The sequence below is a fragment of the Microcoleus sp. F10-B2 genome (assembly GCF_036704965.1).
In the GTDB taxonomy this organism is placed as follows: Bacteria; Cyanobacteriota; Cyanobacteriia; order Cyanobacteriales; family Microcoleaceae; genus Microcoleus.
Genome location: NZ_JAUBTB010000054.1, coordinates 38,421 through 54,554 on the forward strand (window position 1 = coordinate 38,421; position 16,134 = coordinate 54,554).

Sequence of the window (16,134 nt, forward strand, 5' to 3'; positions counted from 1 at the left end):
CTTGCTTCTTCCCTTGAGCAGTAATTGAGAGTAATATTCAACGATTTAAGCTGAAATATGGGGTTTCCATTGGTTGCGGATAGCTTGTACTAACAGCCCTTCGCCGTTCCGCACTATTCCCCGGCGGCGATTTTCCTCAACTACAGCGATCGCATCTCGAACTACTTCAACATTGTTACTTAGAATCAAAGTCTTTAGCCAAGGGTTAAGATGAAATCCAGCCATTTCCACTTCCTCGAAAATTGTATTAGACATAACTGTAAAAGTCGATGATTGAGTTTTGGGAGAATCGGGGACAGTTTCAGCTAATGCCAGCAGGCGATCTAGATGTCCTATGCCATAAGCATCAGCAAATTCTTTAGCTGTCTGGATGTACTCAATTAGTTGTGTCATATTTATCTCCTGGCTTTTTCAAAGTTTGCGGTGGAAGGCTTACCACTAAATAACAGCTTATAAGCTACTTTCAAAAAAGTCCCAGAAAAAATTTTCCGGTATCATAAAAATAACCGGAAAATTTTTTCCTATTTTTTGAGAAACCGGAAAAATATCCTATTTACGCGCTAGTTATGGTAAACTCAGCAAGAGAGACGCCAAGTTATGAGAGAAGTTGGGGTGACTAAGACTGTGAACTTATGGCAAAGCTTTTTAAGAGTAAAGATAGTTACTGTTTATGACTTGAGTCGGACAGAGACAGCTATTCTTTTGGCTAAGTTTCCCGATGAAAACACGGTCAAGAGCAATACAGAGGTTGCAGATGGAGGAATCGCAGAAGAAAATTCTGACATCCCGATCGACCCTGAGAATGTTCGGCGGCAAATGTGGACGATATACAACAAGCGTTTCTGTCTAAAAGAAAACCAGGAAAGTTTTTTGGGTTGTCACAGCCAGAAAGGTCGAGATAAAGATGCTGCTGTTCTAAATTGCCTGAAATCGCAGTATTCAAGCTGGCGGTCAAGTCAAAGGAGTGCATTTACTAAAGACGATTGCACCCCTGCTATTTCTTGTAACCCTTTTATTCCTCAGACTGGTAAAGTTGACGACCCGCAACTGTTTTTTGGCAGAGAGCGGGAAATTAGGCGAGTATTCGAGGTTCTTAATAGCAATAATAGTGTAGCTTTAATAGGAGAGGAAGGCATCGGGAAGTCTTCTCTGCTATCGGCTATTTGTCAACAGGCTGAAAATCTCCTATTATCGGCACGCAAGCCAATTTACTTAGACCTAAATGGAGTCCGAGATGAAGATGACTTCTACACAGCTTTGTGCGAAGAAGTTGGCATCCCTAAAAGCGAGGGATATATGCTCACTCGTGCGTTGAAAAAGCATAGAGTGCTGCTGGCTATAGATAATGTCGGAAAGATGACTTGGGAAGGTTTTACCCGTCAAGTGAGAGATCACTTGCGGGGTTTAGCTGAGGGGCAAAATGCAGCTTTACAACTGATTTTAGCTGCTACCCAACCCCTCGATAAACTCTTTAATGACAGTCAGGATGAAGGGAACACGTCTCCCCTGGCGGGTATTTGCCAAGAAGAGAACATCAAGCCTTGGGATGAAGCAATTGCCGGTGCCTTTATTAAAGCTCGTCTTGCTAGGACTTTGGTGCGTTTTACTGAAGAGGAAATCAGCCAGCTAGTACAAGAAAGTGGCGGTCATCCACGACGACTGATGCAGTTGTGCTATCAAAATTATGCGCGATATATGGAGGATGTAAAATGAGCGATCGCAATACCGACATTCCCCGTTTAGACTTAGCTCCTCAATTAAAGCGACCTCTTTCATTATCAAAGCCCATCGATTACTTGCGGTTATTATACTGGGTGTTTTTCTTTCCCCAAGCGTTGCGGTGGTATATCTACAATAGAATATCTATTTCAGAGCGCCACAAGAATTATAAAAAAGATTCAGGATTATTGCCTAATTCCATAATAACTGGGTTACTTTTACAAGTAATGGTAGTCATATTCATTACACTCTTAAATTGGAGTGTAATTCTTAAATTGATTAATTTTTCAGTAGATGCGGTACATATATCAGTAGGGTTTTTCTTTACTATTTGGGGGTGTGGGATGGCCTTGGCTGTGACATTAATTGAAAAAGATAAATTTTTATCAAAGTTCAAGTCAGAAACAGCCAAATATCTAACTATAATTATTATTTTTTGTTTAAGTTTTAATTTATCAAATTTTACTGTGAGTGCTATCAAAGAAGAATCTACTAACCTGGGAGTTATCTTAATTTTAAGTATCTTAGCAGGTATATGGTTGGGCGTAGGAGGTATTTCGACACTAGCCATTTTAGGTGTGGACGAATTAGCTATTATATTCGTTATTGGTGGCGTGTTATTTATGTCATTCACACTTTGTATTTCTCTACCACTAGATTTAGACAAAACAGATTTTTTTACAGTTATAAAAAGCCTGTTAATTAGGGTAGTTTTTTTTGTTACTTGTGTGATAGGTTCATGTATAGGATTGCTGCGCCCAGATAACTGGTTTTTTACATTACCTCTAACCCAAAAATTATTTAAAATAGGAGTTACTCCCAAAGTTAAAGAAAACAGCAGCCCAAGGATTTTCAGTGATGAGTTTGGTTCCCGATATTCTGGATATTCTGATTTTCAGATTTCTTCATCTCCCCATCTTCCTCTGTCTCAAGAATTGCCATCTGATTATGTTTTTGAAATGCGTAAGTCCTATAGAAATCATCTAGACTTGCTGTTTCCTCGTGTAACTGTCCTGCCTAATCCCTATATCACCGAGCAATTAAAAGAATGGCTGCGACTAGATTGGGAAACAGGAATACATAATGCTTATGAAATTTATACTTATACTCTCCAGTTCATTCCTGTAATTCAAGCTTTAAACCAAGTTCTTGCTGAAGAACCAGAGCAAGTGGTCGATCGTATAGCACATTTAACTGATCATCCTTACAAATGGGAGTTGGTGCGTTTGATTTCAGGTTCTATCTATACAAATTTTATTCAATTTGAGCCTCATGCTCGCGCTGTTGCCCGTGGTTTCTTGTGTTTGCACGAGGAGTCCCTGTACGATGCAGGAAAAGCATTTGATGAGGTGCTGCGGTCTCTACCTTATGTAAAGGAAATGTGGTTGATAACTCTAACTTTATCGGAGTTACTAAATGCTAATAATTTAAATGATATTTCTGCAATTAAAACATACATTTTTACTGTAGAATACTGGAGGCGTCCGGCTACTGGTAAAGCAATTGCTAGTTTTTATAGGATTGTAGAAGATATTAAAATTATTCAGAAGAGTTCATCTCGTTCGGCCAGAGCCTTCGCTCTCAGCCGTGCTTTAGGGGAACTTAAAAACCTGCGGGAGCAACCTGATGATGTGCCTCAACCAGAGCGAGAAATAGTTAGAAAAATTGCTTTTAAGTGGTCGCAAGCGATACTAAATGTAGCTAGTGAGGTTGGCAACGTTTCTATTACTGAGCGAGTGCGTAATCCCTACGTGGTTGGCGACCCTGTTGAGGGGAACCTGTTTGTTGGACGAGAGGATATACTCAAACAGCTCAAAGAATTGTGGATATTGACTCAGCGACTTCAGTCTGTGGTTATTTACGGTCATCGACGCATGGGGAAAACTTCTATTCTGCTTAACGCTGCTAAATCTCTGGGTTCACAGGTAAAAGTAGCCTATGTCAATCTATTGCTAGTGGGAGATAGTCCTCAAGGAGTTGGAGAGGTGCTGATGGCAATTAGCGATGAAATTTCTGATGCTGTCAACATTTCACCTCCTGCCGATGCGGAGTTGCTGAATCTTCCCTACCGTACTTTTGAGCGCTATTTGAAACAAGTAGAGGCAAATCTGAGTGAAACGGGTTTGATTATTGCTTTAGATGAGTTTGAGAAGATTGAAAAACTGATTGAGAAAGGAAAGATTGACAGTGACTTTATGGAGGTTCTGCGTGGGATGGTACAAATGAGTCCTAAAATAGCTTTTGCCCTGGCTGGTTTGCATACTTTAGAGGAGATGACTGGGGATTACTCCCACCCTTTCTTCGCTAGCTTTATTAATATCAAGGTTAGCTTTATGGAAAGGGCAGCTACCCGCCAGATTCTTGCTAATCCCCATGAAGATTTCCTTCTTGACTACGCACCAGAAGCCTTATCTGCAATCTCTATGTTGACTACTGGACAGCCTTATTTAGTTCAGCTAGTGGGATTTCAGCTAGTTCGCCGCTACAATGAGCAAGTTTTTGAGAGGGGAACTTCTCGCGATCCGGTCTTTACAGTAGAAGATGTGAGGGCTGTCATTAATGACCCTGAATTCTTTCAGCGGGGACGCTACTACTTCGATGGCGTTTGGGGTCAGGCGACGCGGGGTACTCCCGGACAACAAGAGGTATTAAGAGCGATCGCACCTCACCGAGAAGGACTCGATATCAACACGCTAGCTGAAATTACTGGCATGAACGAGACAAATTTACAGCCAGCACTTAACTCTTTGATACGTCACGATGTAGTTTCGGCAAGGGATGGCAAGTGGCGCATTATTGTCGAACTATTTCGCCATTGGGTGGATAAATGTATATAGTGTGCTTGCGTAAGTTATGATTAGGTTCGCCACTGATTAAGCCAGCGGACTTGCCCTTTCCAGTCAGCAGATTGTGTTTCTGAAAGCAGGCGAGCGAGCGAAGCAATTAGACTAGATAATGTCCAACTGTTTTGAGCAGCCAAAATGATGCCACCATGTTCGGGATAACGCTGAGCTAAAACCTGAAAATCCCGGATATTAAACGTAAAAATACACCGCCCTCGCGCTGTTGCTTCTAGCAATTGAGCCTCATCGCTAGCATCTAAAGACATCCACTCAGTCGGTGTCCGAGTCACATCGTGACTGCGAGATAAAAGGGCGGCTTGCAAAGCTTTAATAGAGGTATCGGCATCTAGATGCAATAGCGGTTTAGACATTAGCAGCTTCGATAATTTGCTCAGCGGCAATAGATGCGTCTATTTCTTGATGGTGAGCCGCATAAAAAGCGAGAACATCATTCACTCGATCTTCACTTAAGTCATACTCAGTGGCAATTTGGTTTGGAGAAAAACCCCATTTCTGCGCTGCGATGACTACTGTTTGCACCCGCAACCGAGTACCGCGCAAAACGGGAACGAGTTCGCCGCTAGCGCCGCGCACATAGGTGATTTCAGGAAAAGCCGGATCGTCATTCCGCTGGTTGAGGGTAGCGACTTTTTCGGCAACAGCCCAGAGAATAAACTGATCGAACGAAATGCCTTGGAGTGTTGCCAATTTTTCAGCTTCTTGCTGTAACTGAACGGGTAAGTTTAAGGCGTAGGATGTCATCGATCTAACTTCCGTTTGCTAATATAATTTCATCGGTTCATTCTTTAACAACTTCCATCAACTCCTCAATCAAAACGTCGAGGGTGCGAGCTATCTTTTGAATGGATGTGATATCAACCGTTGCTAGTCCTTCCGAACGAGCATAGTGCCTGACTGTGCTGTACGGAACATCGGATCGATCGGCAACATCCTTTAACGTCCATCCTTTTTCGTCAGCCAACTCTCGGATTCGGAACCTAACTAACCCCATTCTACTTGACAAACGATAAGTATCTATGTTTTTAATTCAAACACAATTGTCGATCGACACCTAAAGAATGCTTAGTTCGATCGAGTTTTCGAGAATCCCATCTAAAACTCGATCGACTTTCTAGAAAAACCACTCAATACAAAACAACTGCCGACAGCCAAAACCGTCAACAGTTGTTTTACATATTCTATGCGGATGGCGAGACTCGAACTCGCAAGGACATAATGCCACACGCACCTCAAGCGTGCGCGTATACCAATTCCGCCACATCCGCTCTTTCTGGCAATCTCCGGGATTTTTGCGTTACGAGTTAAAGCTTCACAGGTTGAGGTTCCTGACATTTAACTTGTGACTTGCCCTTTTGCACCGCCGATTTACAATCATAGCACCACTACCAGCCAAATGTAAAATAAATTTTTGTGAACAATTTCTGGAAAACGATTATCCAGAACATACCGAAAGGCATTATTGTACAGAATATTGAGTGAATTAAGCAGCGAAGATGGGGTTCTCGAAAATTTTAATCGCTAATCGGGGAGAAATAGCTCTCCGCATATTGCGGACCTGCGAGGAAATGGGGATTGCCACGGTCGCCGTTCACTCCACCGTAGATAAACACGCCTTGCACGTCCAGTTGGCAGACGAAGCCGTTTGCATCGGCCCCCCCACCAGCAGCAAAAGCTATTTAAACATCCCCAACATCATCGCGGCCGCCCTGACGCGCAACGCCGCAGCCATTCACCCGGGCTACGGCTTCCTCTCGGAAAATGCCCGATTTGCGGAAATCTGCGCCGACCATCAAATTACTTTCATCGGCCCTTCTCCTGCGGCGATGCGGGCGATGGGCGACAAATCCACCGCCAAAGAAACTATGCAGCGGGTGAAAGTCCCCACAGTTCCCGGTAGCGACGGATTGCTGGCGGACGAACACGAAGCTTTGTCGATCGCCCGCGACATCGGCTATCCTGTGATGATCAAAGCCACCGCCGGCGGTGGTGGCCGCGGGATGAGGCTAGTTAGAGAAGCCTCCGAACTCCCCAAACTATTCTCCGCAGCCCAAGGCGAAGCCGATGCAGCCTTCGGCAATCCCGGACTTTACCTCGAAAAATTCATCGAAAAACCCCGGCACATCGAAATCCAAATCCTCGCCGACAACTACGGTAACGTCATCCACCTCGGCGAGAGAGATTGTTCGATTCAGCGCCGACATCAGAAACTCCTCGAAGAAGCCCCCAGCCCAGCCCTCAGCCAGAAACTCCGAGATCAAATGGGTCACGCCGCCGTCGCCGCCGCCAAATCTATCAACTACACCGGTGCCGGCACTGTCGAATTTTTGCTTGACAAATCCGGCAAGTTCTACTTCATGGAAATGAACACCCGGATTCAAGTCGAACATCCCGTCACCGAGATGATTACAGGCCTCGACTTGATCGCCGAACAAATTCGGATCGCCCAAGGCGAAAAACTGCAAATCAAGCAAAACCAAGTAATTCTCAACGGCCACGCCATTGAGTGCCGCATCAATGCTGAAGATCCCGATCGCAACTTCCGGCCCCATCCCGGCAGAATCACCGGCTTTTTGCCCCCCGGCGGTCCCGGCGTGCGGATGGACTCTCACGTTTACACCGATTACGAAATACCTGCTTACTACGATTCTTTAATCGGTAAATTGATAGTCTGGGGGCGCGATCGACCGACAGCCATCCGCAGGATGAAACGGGCTTTGCGGGAGTGCGCCATCACCGGCGTTCCTACCACCCTGGGCTTTCACCAAAAAATTCTCGATTCCCCCGAGTTTCTCAACGGCGAAGTTTACACGAATTTCGTCGAACAGTTCTTGAACCAAAACAGTCATTAGTCAGTTGGCAGTTGGCAGTTGGCAGTTGGCAGTTGTCAGTTGGCAACTAACCCATGCCCCATGCCCCATGCCCGCTGACTCTTACATCATCATTGTCAGCAGCCCTTGCTGACCGAGAATCATTTCTCGTAGCAAGCTACAGATACCGACCCAAATAATCGGCGTAATGTCCACCCCGCCGATCGGGGGTACAATCTTTCTAGTTACGGCTAAAAAAGGTTCCGTCGGCCAAGCAATCAGACTCAACGGCAACTTGCTCAGGTTCACCTCGGGATACCAAGTCAGGACGATCCGAAAAATAAACAGCAAGGTCATCACGACTAGGACAGAGCCCAGAATCCAACTTGCAACGGTAATACCAGTCATGGGTCTTATCTCGAAATTTTAAGTTTTGTTAAGTCTGCTATTCATAATTTTAACCGTTTCACAGGTGCGATCGAAAGTATAAAATTAATAAAAATCAAATTGTTGTAACAAAGGCTTTGAATCTATGACTCCTTCTCTCGCGAACTTTTTGTACAGCCTGCTGGTGGGCGTGACAGTAGTAGTGATTCCAGCAACGATCGCCCTGATCTTCATCAGCCAAAAAGACAAAATCAAGCGCACCTAAAAAGTCAGCGGGTTTCTAAATCCGGCGTGAAAGTCTATTTTCGCCTGCACGTCGGGCCTTTTCCCGATCGGAGAAACCTCGGCTACCAGCAACTGTCAAGGCAAAACCTTCAGTTGACTGCCAAGCTGAGGTTTTTTCCCGTTAAACTCATTATTATACTCACTTCCCAAGCTGAAACCCTGACCGGACGCTGCCCCAGAAAGCACAGTCGGGCTGACAGACTTAATGATAGATGTAAAATCTAACTCGCTAACATAGGAAAGACATAGGAGATAGGCTAATGGTCAATTTAGGATTGAACTGGAGCAGCCTGTTAGGGATTATCCTAGCAGTAGCAGGGGCCGGACTGTATTTTCTGCGATCGTGGCGTCCCAAACTAGCCCGAGACCACGATATTTTTTTTGCAGCAGTCGGCCTGCTGTGCGGCGGTATTCTGTTATTTCAAGGATGGCGGCTTGACCCAATTCTGGCATTCGGTCAATTTCTGCTCACCGGTTCGGCAATATTTTTTGCAGCAGAAAGCATTAAACTGCGAGGAGCGACCACCGCTCAAGCCAAAAGTCGCGCTCAATACGTAGATGAAGACCGACCGGTCAGCAACGCCTACGGTTACGACAGCTACGATTCCGACATCGACCAGCTAGAACCAGAGGAAGACTATCCCCCGCGTCCCCGCATCAGAGGCAGCCAAGACTACCGTTCCTCTCGGGAAGCCTACGACGACGAACCCCGTCGCCGCCCCTCAAATCGCAACGGCAGCGTTAACACCTCCAAGCCCGACTCGCCAGAGCGCGCGCGCAAACGTCCTTCTCGCCCAGAAGCCCCGCCCGCCCAAGGGTCTGACAACTGGGACGTTTCAGATAACCCCGAAGAAAGACCGGCCCGCAGCCGCAGCAGTCGCCCCCCAGCTTCGGAAAACCGCAGTTCTGATACGCCGCCGAGAACCAAAAAACCCCGTCCTACGGAATCATCGAGGTCTCGCCCCAGCAACCGCGACGTGGAAGCACCCCCGTCAGATTACGTGGAGTATCGACCCGTAGAATACCCGGAAGACCAACCGGATAATTCCCCCAGTTTCGACAAATAGGCAAACACTCAGTAGATGGGTGAAACTAAACATTTATCCCGCATAGCTGGTTTGGGAAACTTCTGAACTCTAAGTGGCATTTATGGAGACCCATCTACTTATTCTCAGATATTAGAGTTATTAAACCCACTTTCCGCACCCTCCACTGTCACAATCGGTTTTGGCGGAATTTTGTGAACCCAACTAATCATTTTTTATACACACAAGTGGGAAATTGGACTTGCGCTCGCCAGTTCGATTTAGCCAAACTCCGAAAATTCGTAGTGTGACAGTTCAGGGTGCGGAATGTGGGATTAAAAAGACGGTAAATTACGAGTGTGAAACCGCAGATAAACGCAGAGATACACAGATAAAAACGAATTTTTGTATATATTTTTTTACAGACAGAACCTGTGGAACTAATCGACAGCATAATAATCTAAATATAAAATCCCAAATATCCAATCAGCAAGATGCCATTACTCGAAATAGGAGATCCGGCTCCCTGGTTTTCCATTCCTTCTACAAATAACCCCTTATTTCATTTCCCAACTGTTGGCGGCCGGCGAGTCGTGCTGTTTTTCTTGGCCAGCGCAGCTTTTGAACAAATCCAAGTTATTCTCAAAAGCTTTCAAGAGCTTTCAGAAGAATTCCAAAGCTTGCAAGTACCGAGGTTCGGAGTGAGCGTTGACCCAGCAGACAAAGAACAAAACAGACCGACAACAATTGCTCCGTCATTTATCTTTTTCTGGGACTTGGACAAAAAACTCAGCCAGCAGTACGGTGTTTCCCGAGATGTCGAAGAAAATGGAGTTGCCGGAGTTCACTATGCACCACAAACTTTTGTTCTCAACGAAAACCTTCAGATAGTTAATATATTGCCGATGGGCGAACCGCAGCAACACGCCCAGCAAGTATTAGATTTTCTCAAAAGTTTGCCCCCAATTGAGGAAGCCCGAGCCGCTACTCGCCACGCACCGGTGTTAGTAATTCCTAACGTTTTGGACAAACAATTTTGCCGTATTTTGATCGATATGTACAAAGCTGACGGTGGCAGTCCGTCGGGCTTTATGAGGCAAATAGACGGGAAAACAGTTGGCATTCACGACGACACTTTCAAGAAGCGCCGAGATTTCTTTATTAAAGATGAGGATTTCCAGCAACAATTGAGTGCGATTATTTTCCGCCGGGTGCGACCGGAAATAGAAAAAGCTTTCCAATTTACAATTACCAGGTTTGAACGGTATTTGATAGGTTGTTATGATGCCGAGACTGGCGGTTATTTTCAGCCACACCGCGACAACACTAGCAAAGCTACGCTGCACCGCCGGTTTGCGATGACGCTAAACTTGAATGTGGGAGAGTACAAGGGGGGATTTTTACGGTTTCCAGAGTACGCGCCGCACGGTTATAAAGGCGATTCTGGCACGGCGATTATTTTTTCGTGTTCTTTGCTGCACGAAGCGACTCCCGTGATTAGCGGCCAGCGTTTTGCCCTGCTGTCATTTTTCTACGGCAATGAGGATGCTGCGGTACGACAAGCTAATTTTAAGTATCTTGCTGCTGACTCAGATTCCCGAATAGGAGAACCTGCGTGAGGAAGGTCACTACTGCGGTGCAATTCCTAAAATAATTACCAAAAGATTGGGTCTAAAGCCCCGTCCTTCGCTTGACGGATTTAATTGTGAGTGTAAAGATTCTTGAAATAGTCGATTTATAGCCACAATTGCCCGTAAGCATGATAAAATAACTCCATGATTGCACTAGAGTTCAAGTTAAAAGGTAAGCCACAGCAATACCGGCTCGTAGACGAAATGATCCGCACAGCTCAGTTTGTCCGAAACAAAGCTCTCAGACATTGGATCGACAATCAAGGAGTTAAACTATCAGACCTCTACAAGCAATGCGCCATCATGGCGAAAGAGTTTGAATGGGCGGGTAAACTTAACTCAATGGCGCGTCAAGCTTCGGCTGAACGGGCCATTTTTGCTATTCAACGTTTCTTCTCTAATTGCAAAGCTAAAAAGCCAGGGAAAAAAGGATATCCACAATTCAAAAAGCACACCTGTTCCGTAGAATACAAGACTTCAGGATGGACGCTTTCGACCGACAAAAGATGCCTAACCTTTACGGACGGCTTTGCTGCTGGAACCTTTAGATTGCTTGGTAGTCGGGATTTGCATTTCTACGCACCCAGTGAAATTAAAAGAGTCAGAGTAATTCGTCGAGCCGACGGTTACTACGCTCAGTTCTGTGTCAACGTAGCGCGGGCAGAAGAAATAGTTCCTACAGGGAAAGCGATTGGCATAGATGTAGGATTGAATCATTTCTATACCGATAGTACCGGAGAAACAGTTCCCAATCCTCGGCATATTCGTAAAAGTGAAAAAGCTTTGAAGCGCTCGCAGAAAAGAGTTTCTAGAAAAAAGAAAGGCTCCAGCAATCGCAAGAAAGCGATAAATAAATTAGGAAGAAAACACCTGAAAGTCAGCAGGCAGCGTAAAGACTTTGCCATTAAGACGGCGTTGTGCGTGGTGAAATCTAGCGATTTCGTAGCCTACGAAAACCTTCAAGTAAAAAACATGGTGAAAAACCATAAACTTGCTAAATCAATTAGCGATGCAGCATGGTCACAGTTTGCTCAATGGTTGCAATATTTTGGCAAAGTGTACGGTAAAACAGTAGTTGCTGTTGCCCCTGTGTACACTTCTCAAGATTGTTCAAGTTGCGGAAATCGTGTTCAGAAATCGCTCTCAGTCAGAACTCATATTTGCCTGTGCGGTGCGGTGTTAGACCGCGACCACAATGCAGCTCTGAATATTCTAGCAAAGGGATTGAGGCAGGCAGGAAGTAATTTAAATACGGTGGGGCACACCGGAATTAACGCTTGGGGACAGACCGACCTCTACTCGTTGGTGGTGACATCAACGGGCAAGTTGACTGGCTGAACCAAGAATCCCCGCGCGTTCACGCCGGGGAGTGTCAAAGAAGGTAGTTAGCGGTTAGCCACAAAACCTAATTCCTAGCTACCGATCGCTAAATACTAATCGATCGCCATGAATTTCAAACTTCTAAGTTTAGCAGTATCGGGAATTTTAACGGTTGGGGTAACAGCCAGCGCTGCTGCGGTTGTGACGGCACCCCCTGGGCGGCAATCAACAGATTCAACGGAATTTAACTCGGTGCGTTCCCAGGGTGCGATCGCCCAAAATGTCGAAGAACAAACCAATATTCGAGTCTACGAAAAGGCCAGTCCGGCGGTTGTTACCGTCGATACAGATAAATCTAACGGCAGCGGCACAATTATCAGCCCCGACGGCATGGTGTTAACCAACGCCCACGTTGTTTCGGCAGGCGGTACCGTCAATATCATTTTGTCAGACGGCAGAAAACTGGTCGCCGATGTCGTCGGATTCGGCGAAGAAGGTCTAGACTTAGCCGTGGTTAAGATTCGCGGTCAAAATAATTTACCTACCATTCCTTTAGCCCGTCCCGGTTCGGTGAAAGTCGGGCAACAAGCATTTGCGATCGGCAATCCATTCGGTCAATTTCAAGGTACTTTTACAGTCGGAATCGTCAGCCGCATCGACCTTTCTCGGGGCTTAATTCAAACCGACGCCGCCATCAATCCCGGCAATTCAGGAGGCCCGCTGCTCAACAGTTCAGGAGAATTAATCGGCGTCAATACTTCTATTTTTACTCGCGGTCGGGGTGGAGGCAATATCGGTATCGGTTTTGCAATTTCCGCAGACAAATTACCGGCTTTCCTGACAGCGGTGCGAGAAGGGCGAGCTCCCCGCGTGGCTCAAGCCCGATCGCCCTTTGGTGGCAACAAATCACCTCAAAAAGTTGCGTTAAACGGGCCCGCCGTCAGCGGCCTCCTCACCGAGAAGTCTAGCGTTCTGCCCACCGACAACAGCTTTTTCGATCTCTACTCCTTTGAGGGAAAAGCGGGCCAGCAAATCACAATAGAAATGAAAAGTCAAGAAATTGACCCTTATTTAATTTTGCTCGGGCCCAACCAGCGCGAAATCGCGCAAGACGATGACGGGGCAGGCAGTAAAGACGCCAGAATTACAGTCAGGCTGCCAGCAGACGGGACTTACACGTTAGTGGCAAATTCCTACCAAGCTAGGCAGTCCGGGGCTTATACGTTAGAACTGAAATCGAGTGCTCCTACCGCGCCTTCGCGGGCGATTTTGCAAGAAGAAGGTGCTTTAGTCGCAGGCGGCCCAGTATTGCCGTCTGACAACAGTCTGTATCGCGAGTATACTTTTGAAGGTCGATCGGGTCAGTCTGTAGCGATTTCCCTCGAAAGCACAGATTTCGATCCCTATGTGGCTATCTTTGGTCCTAACAGCCGATTAGTGGCAGAAAATGACGATGCGAGCGATTCGACTAAAAATGCGTTTCTGACCGTTACTTTGCCCGCTACGGGTCGCTACCGCGTAATTGTAAATGCTTACGACGCTTCGGGCCGGGGTCGTTACACTCTAACAGTCCGTTGAAAATGGGGAAAAAGGTAATGGGTAATCGGGAATTGGTAATTGGTCGAATTATTCTGCTTCCTGCTTCCTTCCTGCATCCGTTCAATCCGTTAGATAATTCGTTGCCGAACTTCCTTCTTCCATCCGTTAAATTCGTTACAACATCCGTTGCCTAACTTTCTTCTTCGTTGCAAATCGAGGTAATTCATGCGTCAAGTTAGATTTTGGGCGATCGCGCCAATTGCTCTACTAGCTACTTTTTCTGGCAAGCCGAATCTCTCCCTGCCTGTTTCAAATTCAAGTGGAGTTGCTAACAGCAGTTCCACCCTTATTTCAGCAGAATTTCCTCAAAATTTAGCTGATGCGAGGCTTGCTGGCAAGGCTGTTTTAGCTCAAGCAACCCCCAATCCGTCGCCATCACCACAGAGTTCGCCAACTCAGAGTCCAACTGTAGAAACTTCGCCGAGTCCCGATCCGGGTTCATCTAAAGTCATTTTAGAGCAAAACGGAGAACTCACCCCTGCTAAGTCTTCTGTACTGCCCTCGGACAGCAGTTTGTACGATGAGTATACCTTTGAAGGCACTCAGGGTCAGAAAGTGGTTGTTACCGTAGAAAGTACCGAATTTGATACTTATCTCGCTATTTTCAACTCCCAGGGCGAGCTACTTGCAGAAAATGATGATACCACGCAGCAAAATTCCAATTCTGAGCTGACTGTTACTTTGTCTGCGAACGGTCGGTACCGCGTCATTGTCAATGCTTACGATCCGCCTCCAAAAGGTAGGGGCAAGTACAGTTTGACCGTCCGCGAAACAACTGGAAATTAGTTGGAACGAAACTTCGGAGTCAGGATACGGCAATGCCGTGTCCCTATAATACTAGGTCGATCGCACTACAAGTAACTGCGATCGACCGGATTGCTTCTACAACAAGTTGTTTGCGATACCCATGCACTCTATTCATGTGTTTGCGTGCAACTATAAAAGTTATAATCTTCTACCTCTAATTTGATAAACTGTATTTTAAATAAGTCTTAAAAATCAAATGGAAGCTGAAATATCGATAATTTTTCAGCTTTCATTTTTAATTAGTTTTGATTAATTTAAGGCAGGCCCAGCCAGGTAAAAAAATCCTGACGGGTGAAGAATTCTAGCAGCAAAAGTCCCACGAATCCCAGCATGGCAAATCGGCCGTTGATTTGTTCTGCGTAGGCATTCCACCCAAAGGCTGGTTCTGGTTGTTTTGGGGTATTTGGGGTTGTCGGTTTTGGGGATGGAGGAGTTTGAGGAGTCATTTAAAAGTTTTAAGTTTCGTGTTTTGAGTGATGATTTTTGGGAAGCTTTGCGATCGCACAACTTGTAATTTACCAGGAAAATGACAGCAGAGAGTTAATCTGCTGACTTTTCTAAACCTTGAACCGATTCGATCAGATTTCGCACAGTTTCGGTACCTTCTGAAGGCTCAAAAAACAGCGGGAACTTGCCGCGAGCGATCATTCTCAAACCCAACGGGCCCAGACTCAGCAAGCCTTTAACGTCGCGGAAGTAGTTTCCTACTACTTCGATGCCAAACTTGCGCTCGTCTATCCAGCCGCCTTCTTTGACGAGATCGATTAAGACTTTGCGGTGGCGGATCGATCGACTGGCTTGGTCGTCTTTGCGATCGAGAATCTCCTGTTTAATCTTACCAATTTGATCCATCGGCGCAACTTCCATCGGACAAACTGAGTTGCAGTAGTAACAGCGGGTGCATCCCCAGACACCTGCGGTGCCTTCGTTGTATTTTTCGAGCCGATTTTCGGTTTCGCTGTCGCGGGAGTCGGCGATCGTGCGGTAAGCTTTGGCGAGGGCGTGGGGGCCGACAAATTCCGGGTTGACTTCGCGGGCGTTGCACTCAGAATAGCACGCGCCGCAGAGGATGCAGTTGCCGGTTTGGTCTAGTTTCGATCGCTCTTGTGGAGTTTGCAGAAATTCGCGTTCTGGAATTGCTCGCGAGGCTGTGCTGACATAGGGTTCAATTGCTTCCAGGTTGTCCCAAAAACTCGTCATGTCCACAACCAAATCTTTAATGACCGGCATATTTCCCATTGGGGCGACGGTGATTTCGGGAATTGCCTCGGCAGGCTTTTCTGCTGAGCTGGAATCGGCTATTTTTTGCAGTCTTGCGAGTTCGCCGGCCACATTTTCTTTGCAAGCTAATGCCGAGCGACCGTTAATTCGCATCGAACAACTGCCGCAAATTGTATTGCGGCAATTTTTGCGAAAAGCTAAAGTGCCGTCGTGTTCCCACTTGATGCTGTTGAGGCAGTCGAGGATGGTATTGCTCTCTTCCACGTCTAGGGTGTAAGTGTGAACCCGGGGAGCCTCGTTTTGATTTTGGCGGACTACGTTAAAGCGGACTTTCATATTTTGAGTAAGGAATTTAATGTCTATTTTAAGCTAAATTTTCTGACTATTTAGAACAGGGTAAGCTCATCTAATTTGGTATAAGATGAACTTGACAAAGTTAACAAAATAAGCATAAGAGACTGTGTAGACA

General features: G+C 46.0%; 17 protein-coding genes and 1 tRNA gene. 9 read left to right on the plus strand and 9 right to left on the minus strand.

The window, feature by feature from the left end; all coding sequences use genetic code 11:
* Positions 1-45: 45 nt before the first annotated feature.
* Positions 46-393 carry a hypothetical protein gene (locus QUA99_RS20680; RefSeq protein WP_333240247.1) on the minus strand — a complete coding sequence of 116 codons (348 nt, stop codon included), beginning with the start codon at positions 391-393 and terminating at the stop codon, positions 46-48.
* A 219-nt stretch (positions 394-612) separates the two neighbouring features.
* Here QUA99_RS20680 and QUA99_RS20685 point away from each other — a divergent pair, with 219 nt between their 5' ends.
* On the plus strand, positions 613-1,713 hold the full coding sequence (locus QUA99_RS20685) for an AAA family ATPase (protein ID WP_333240249.1): 1,101 nt from the start codon (positions 613-615) through the stop codon (positions 1,711-1,713).
* Between the two features lie 172 nt (positions 1,714-1,885).
* On the opposite strand, the gene QUA99_RS20690 is transcribed toward QUA99_RS20685, so the two are convergent.
* The gene (locus QUA99_RS20690) at positions 1,886-2,542 is read right to left on the minus strand and encodes a hypothetical protein (RefSeq protein WP_333240251.1); all 657 of its coding nucleotides are present in this window, start codon (positions 2,540-2,542) and stop codon (positions 1,886-1,888) included.
* A gap of 136 nt (positions 2,543-2,678) precedes the next feature.
* On the opposite strand from QUA99_RS20690, the gene QUA99_RS20695 reads away from it, so the two are divergent.
* On the plus strand, positions 2,679-4,556 hold the full coding sequence (locus tag QUA99_RS20695) for an ATP-binding protein (RefSeq protein ID WP_333240253.1): 1,878 nt from the start codon (positions 2,679-2,681) through the stop codon (positions 4,554-4,556).
* Between the two features lie 20 nt (positions 4,557-4,576).
* Here the strand turns inward: QUA99_RS20695 and QUA99_RS20700 are convergent, their stop codons facing one another.
* The 4 genes from QUA99_RS20700 to QUA99_RS20715 form a co-directional block, all read right to left on the minus strand.
* A complete protein-coding gene (locus tag QUA99_RS20700; protein ID WP_333240255.1) occupies positions 4,577-4,933 on the minus strand; it encodes a DUF5615 family PIN-like protein in 357 nt (118 codons plus the stop codon).
* Positions 4,926-5,324 (minus strand): DUF433 domain-containing protein, encoded by a 399-nt coding sequence (locus QUA99_RS20705; protein WP_333240257.1) that lies wholly within the window; start codon positions 5,322-5,324, stop codon positions 4,926-4,928. The genes QUA99_RS20700 and QUA99_RS20705 overlap by 8 nt, the downstream gene beginning before the upstream one ends.
* Positions 5,325-5,361: 37 nt before the next feature.
* Positions 5,362-5,574, minus strand: coding sequence for a helix-turn-helix transcriptional regulator (locus QUA99_RS20710; protein ID WP_333240259.1), 213 nt, complete (start codon positions 5,572-5,574; stop codon positions 5,362-5,364).
* 190 nt (positions 5,575-5,764) lie between these two features.
* Positions 5,765-5,848: transfer RNA gene (locus tag QUA99_RS20715), tRNA-Leu, on the minus strand.
* Between the two features lie 228 nt (positions 5,849-6,076).
* Here QUA99_RS20715 and accC point away from each other — a divergent pair.
* The gene (gene accC / locus QUA99_RS20720; RefSeq protein ID WP_333240261.1) at positions 6,077-7,432 is read left to right on the plus strand and encodes an acetyl-CoA carboxylase biotin carboxylase subunit; all 1,356 of its coding nucleotides are present in this window, start codon (positions 6,077-6,079) and stop codon (positions 7,430-7,432) included.
* A gap of 81 nt (positions 7,433-7,513) precedes the next feature.
* On the opposite strand, the gene QUA99_RS20725 is transcribed toward accC, so the two are convergent.
* On the minus strand, positions 7,514-7,798 hold the full coding sequence (locus tag QUA99_RS20725) for a YggT family protein (protein ID WP_006634856.1): 285 nt from the start codon (positions 7,796-7,798) through the stop codon (positions 7,514-7,516).
* Positions 7,799-7,922: 124 nt separating this feature from the next.
* Between QUA99_RS20725 and psbX the strand changes: the two genes are divergently transcribed.
* From psbX to QUA99_RS20755, 6 genes are all read left to right on the plus strand, one after another.
* Complete coding sequence (psbX, locus tag QUA99_RS20730) at positions 7,923-8,042, plus strand: photosystem II reaction center X protein (protein WP_333041933.1); 120 nt, start codon at positions 7,923-7,925, stop codon at positions 8,040-8,042.
* A gap of 280 nt (positions 8,043-8,322) precedes the next feature.
* A complete protein-coding gene (locus QUA99_RS20735; protein ID WP_333240263.1) occupies positions 8,323-9,129 on the plus strand; it encodes a Ycf66 family protein in 807 nt (268 codons plus the stop codon).
* 452 nt (positions 9,130-9,581) lie between these two features.
* Complete coding sequence (locus QUA99_RS20740; protein WP_333240265.1) at positions 9,582-10,706, plus strand: redoxin domain-containing protein; 1,125 nt, start codon at positions 9,582-9,584, stop codon at positions 10,704-10,706.
* Between the two features lie 156 nt (positions 10,707-10,862).
* Positions 10,863-12,056 (plus strand): transposase, encoded by a 1,194-nt coding sequence (locus QUA99_RS20745; protein WP_333240267.1) that lies wholly within the window; start codon positions 10,863-10,865, stop codon positions 12,054-12,056.
* A 108-nt stretch (positions 12,057-12,164) separates the two neighbouring features.
* Positions 12,165-13,616, plus strand: a complete 1,452-nt coding sequence (locus tag QUA99_RS20750; RefSeq protein WP_333240269.1) for a trypsin-like peptidase domain-containing protein — start codon at positions 12,165-12,167, stop codon at positions 13,614-13,616.
* Between the two features lie 186 nt (positions 13,617-13,802).
* Positions 13,803-14,423 carry a pre-peptidase C-terminal domain-containing protein gene (locus tag QUA99_RS20755; RefSeq protein ID WP_333240271.1) on the plus strand — a complete coding sequence of 207 codons (621 nt, stop codon included), beginning with the start codon at positions 13,803-13,805 and terminating at the stop codon, positions 14,421-14,423.
* A 275-nt stretch (positions 14,424-14,698) separates the two neighbouring features.
* Here QUA99_RS20755 and QUA99_RS20760 read toward each other — a convergent pair whose 3' ends face one another.
* Positions 14,699-14,890 (minus strand): chlorophyll a/b-binding protein, encoded by a 192-nt coding sequence (locus QUA99_RS20760; protein ID WP_333240273.1) that lies wholly within the window; start codon positions 14,888-14,890, stop codon positions 14,699-14,701.
* Positions 14,891-14,984: 94 nt separating this feature from the next.
* Positions 14,985-16,001, minus strand: coding sequence for a succinate dehydrogenase/fumarate reductase iron-sulfur subunit (locus QUA99_RS20765; RefSeq protein ID WP_333240275.1), 1,017 nt, complete (start codon positions 15,999-16,001; stop codon positions 14,985-14,987).
* Between the last annotated feature and the right edge of the window lie 133 nt (positions 16,002-16,134).

Coding starts and splice junctions, on each gene's coding strand:
- QUA99_RS20680 (WP_333240247.1), bottom strand. CDS start 393: ATGACACAACTAATTGAGTACATCCAGACAGCTAAAGAATTTGCTGAT.
- QUA99_RS20705 (WP_333240257.1), bottom strand. CDS start 5,324: ATGACATCCTACGCCTTAAACTTACCCGTTCAGTTACAGCAAGAAGCT.
- psbX (WP_333041933.1), top strand. CDS start 7,923: ATGACTCCTTCTCTCGCGAACTTTTTGTACAGCCTGCTGGTGGGCGTG.
- QUA99_RS20695 (WP_333240253.1), top strand. CDS start 2,679: ATGCGTAAGTCCTATAGAAATCATCTAGACTTGCTGTTTCCTCGTGTA.
- QUA99_RS20750 (WP_333240269.1), top strand. CDS start 12,165: ATGAATTTCAAACTTCTAAGTTTAGCAGTATCGGGAATTTTAACGGTT.
- QUA99_RS20700 (WP_333240255.1), bottom strand. CDS start 4,933: ATGTCTAAACCGCTATTGCATCTAGATGCCGATACCTCTATTAAAGCT.
- QUA99_RS20745 (WP_333240267.1), top strand. CDS start 10,863: ATGATTGCACTAGAGTTCAAGTTAAAAGGTAAGCCACAGCAATACCGG.
- QUA99_RS20765 (WP_333240275.1), bottom strand. CDS start 16,001: ATGAAAGTCCGCTTTAACGTAGTCCGCCAAAATCAAAACGAGGCTCCC.
- QUA99_RS20740 (WP_333240265.1), top strand. CDS start 9,582: ATGCCATTACTCGAAATAGGAGATCCGGCTCCCTGGTTTTCCATTCCT.
- QUA99_RS20710 (WP_333240259.1), bottom strand. CDS start 5,574: ATGGGGTTAGTTAGGTTCCGAATCCGAGAGTTGGCTGACGAAAAAGGA.
- QUA99_RS20755 (WP_333240271.1), top strand. CDS start 13,803: ATGCGTCAAGTTAGATTTTGGGCGATCGCGCCAATTGCTCTACTAGCT.
- QUA99_RS20725 (WP_006634856.1), bottom strand. CDS start 7,798: ATGACTGGTATTACCGTTGCAAGTTGGATTCTGGGCTCTGTCCTAGTC.
- accC (WP_333240261.1), top strand. CDS start 6,077: ATGGGGTTCTCGAAAATTTTAATCGCTAATCGGGGAGAAATAGCTCTC.
- QUA99_RS20760 (WP_333240273.1), bottom strand. CDS start 14,890: ATGACTCCTCAAACTCCTCCATCCCCAAAACCGACAACCCCAAATACC.
- QUA99_RS20735 (WP_333240263.1), top strand. CDS start 8,323: ATGGTCAATTTAGGATTGAACTGGAGCAGCCTGTTAGGGATTATCCTA.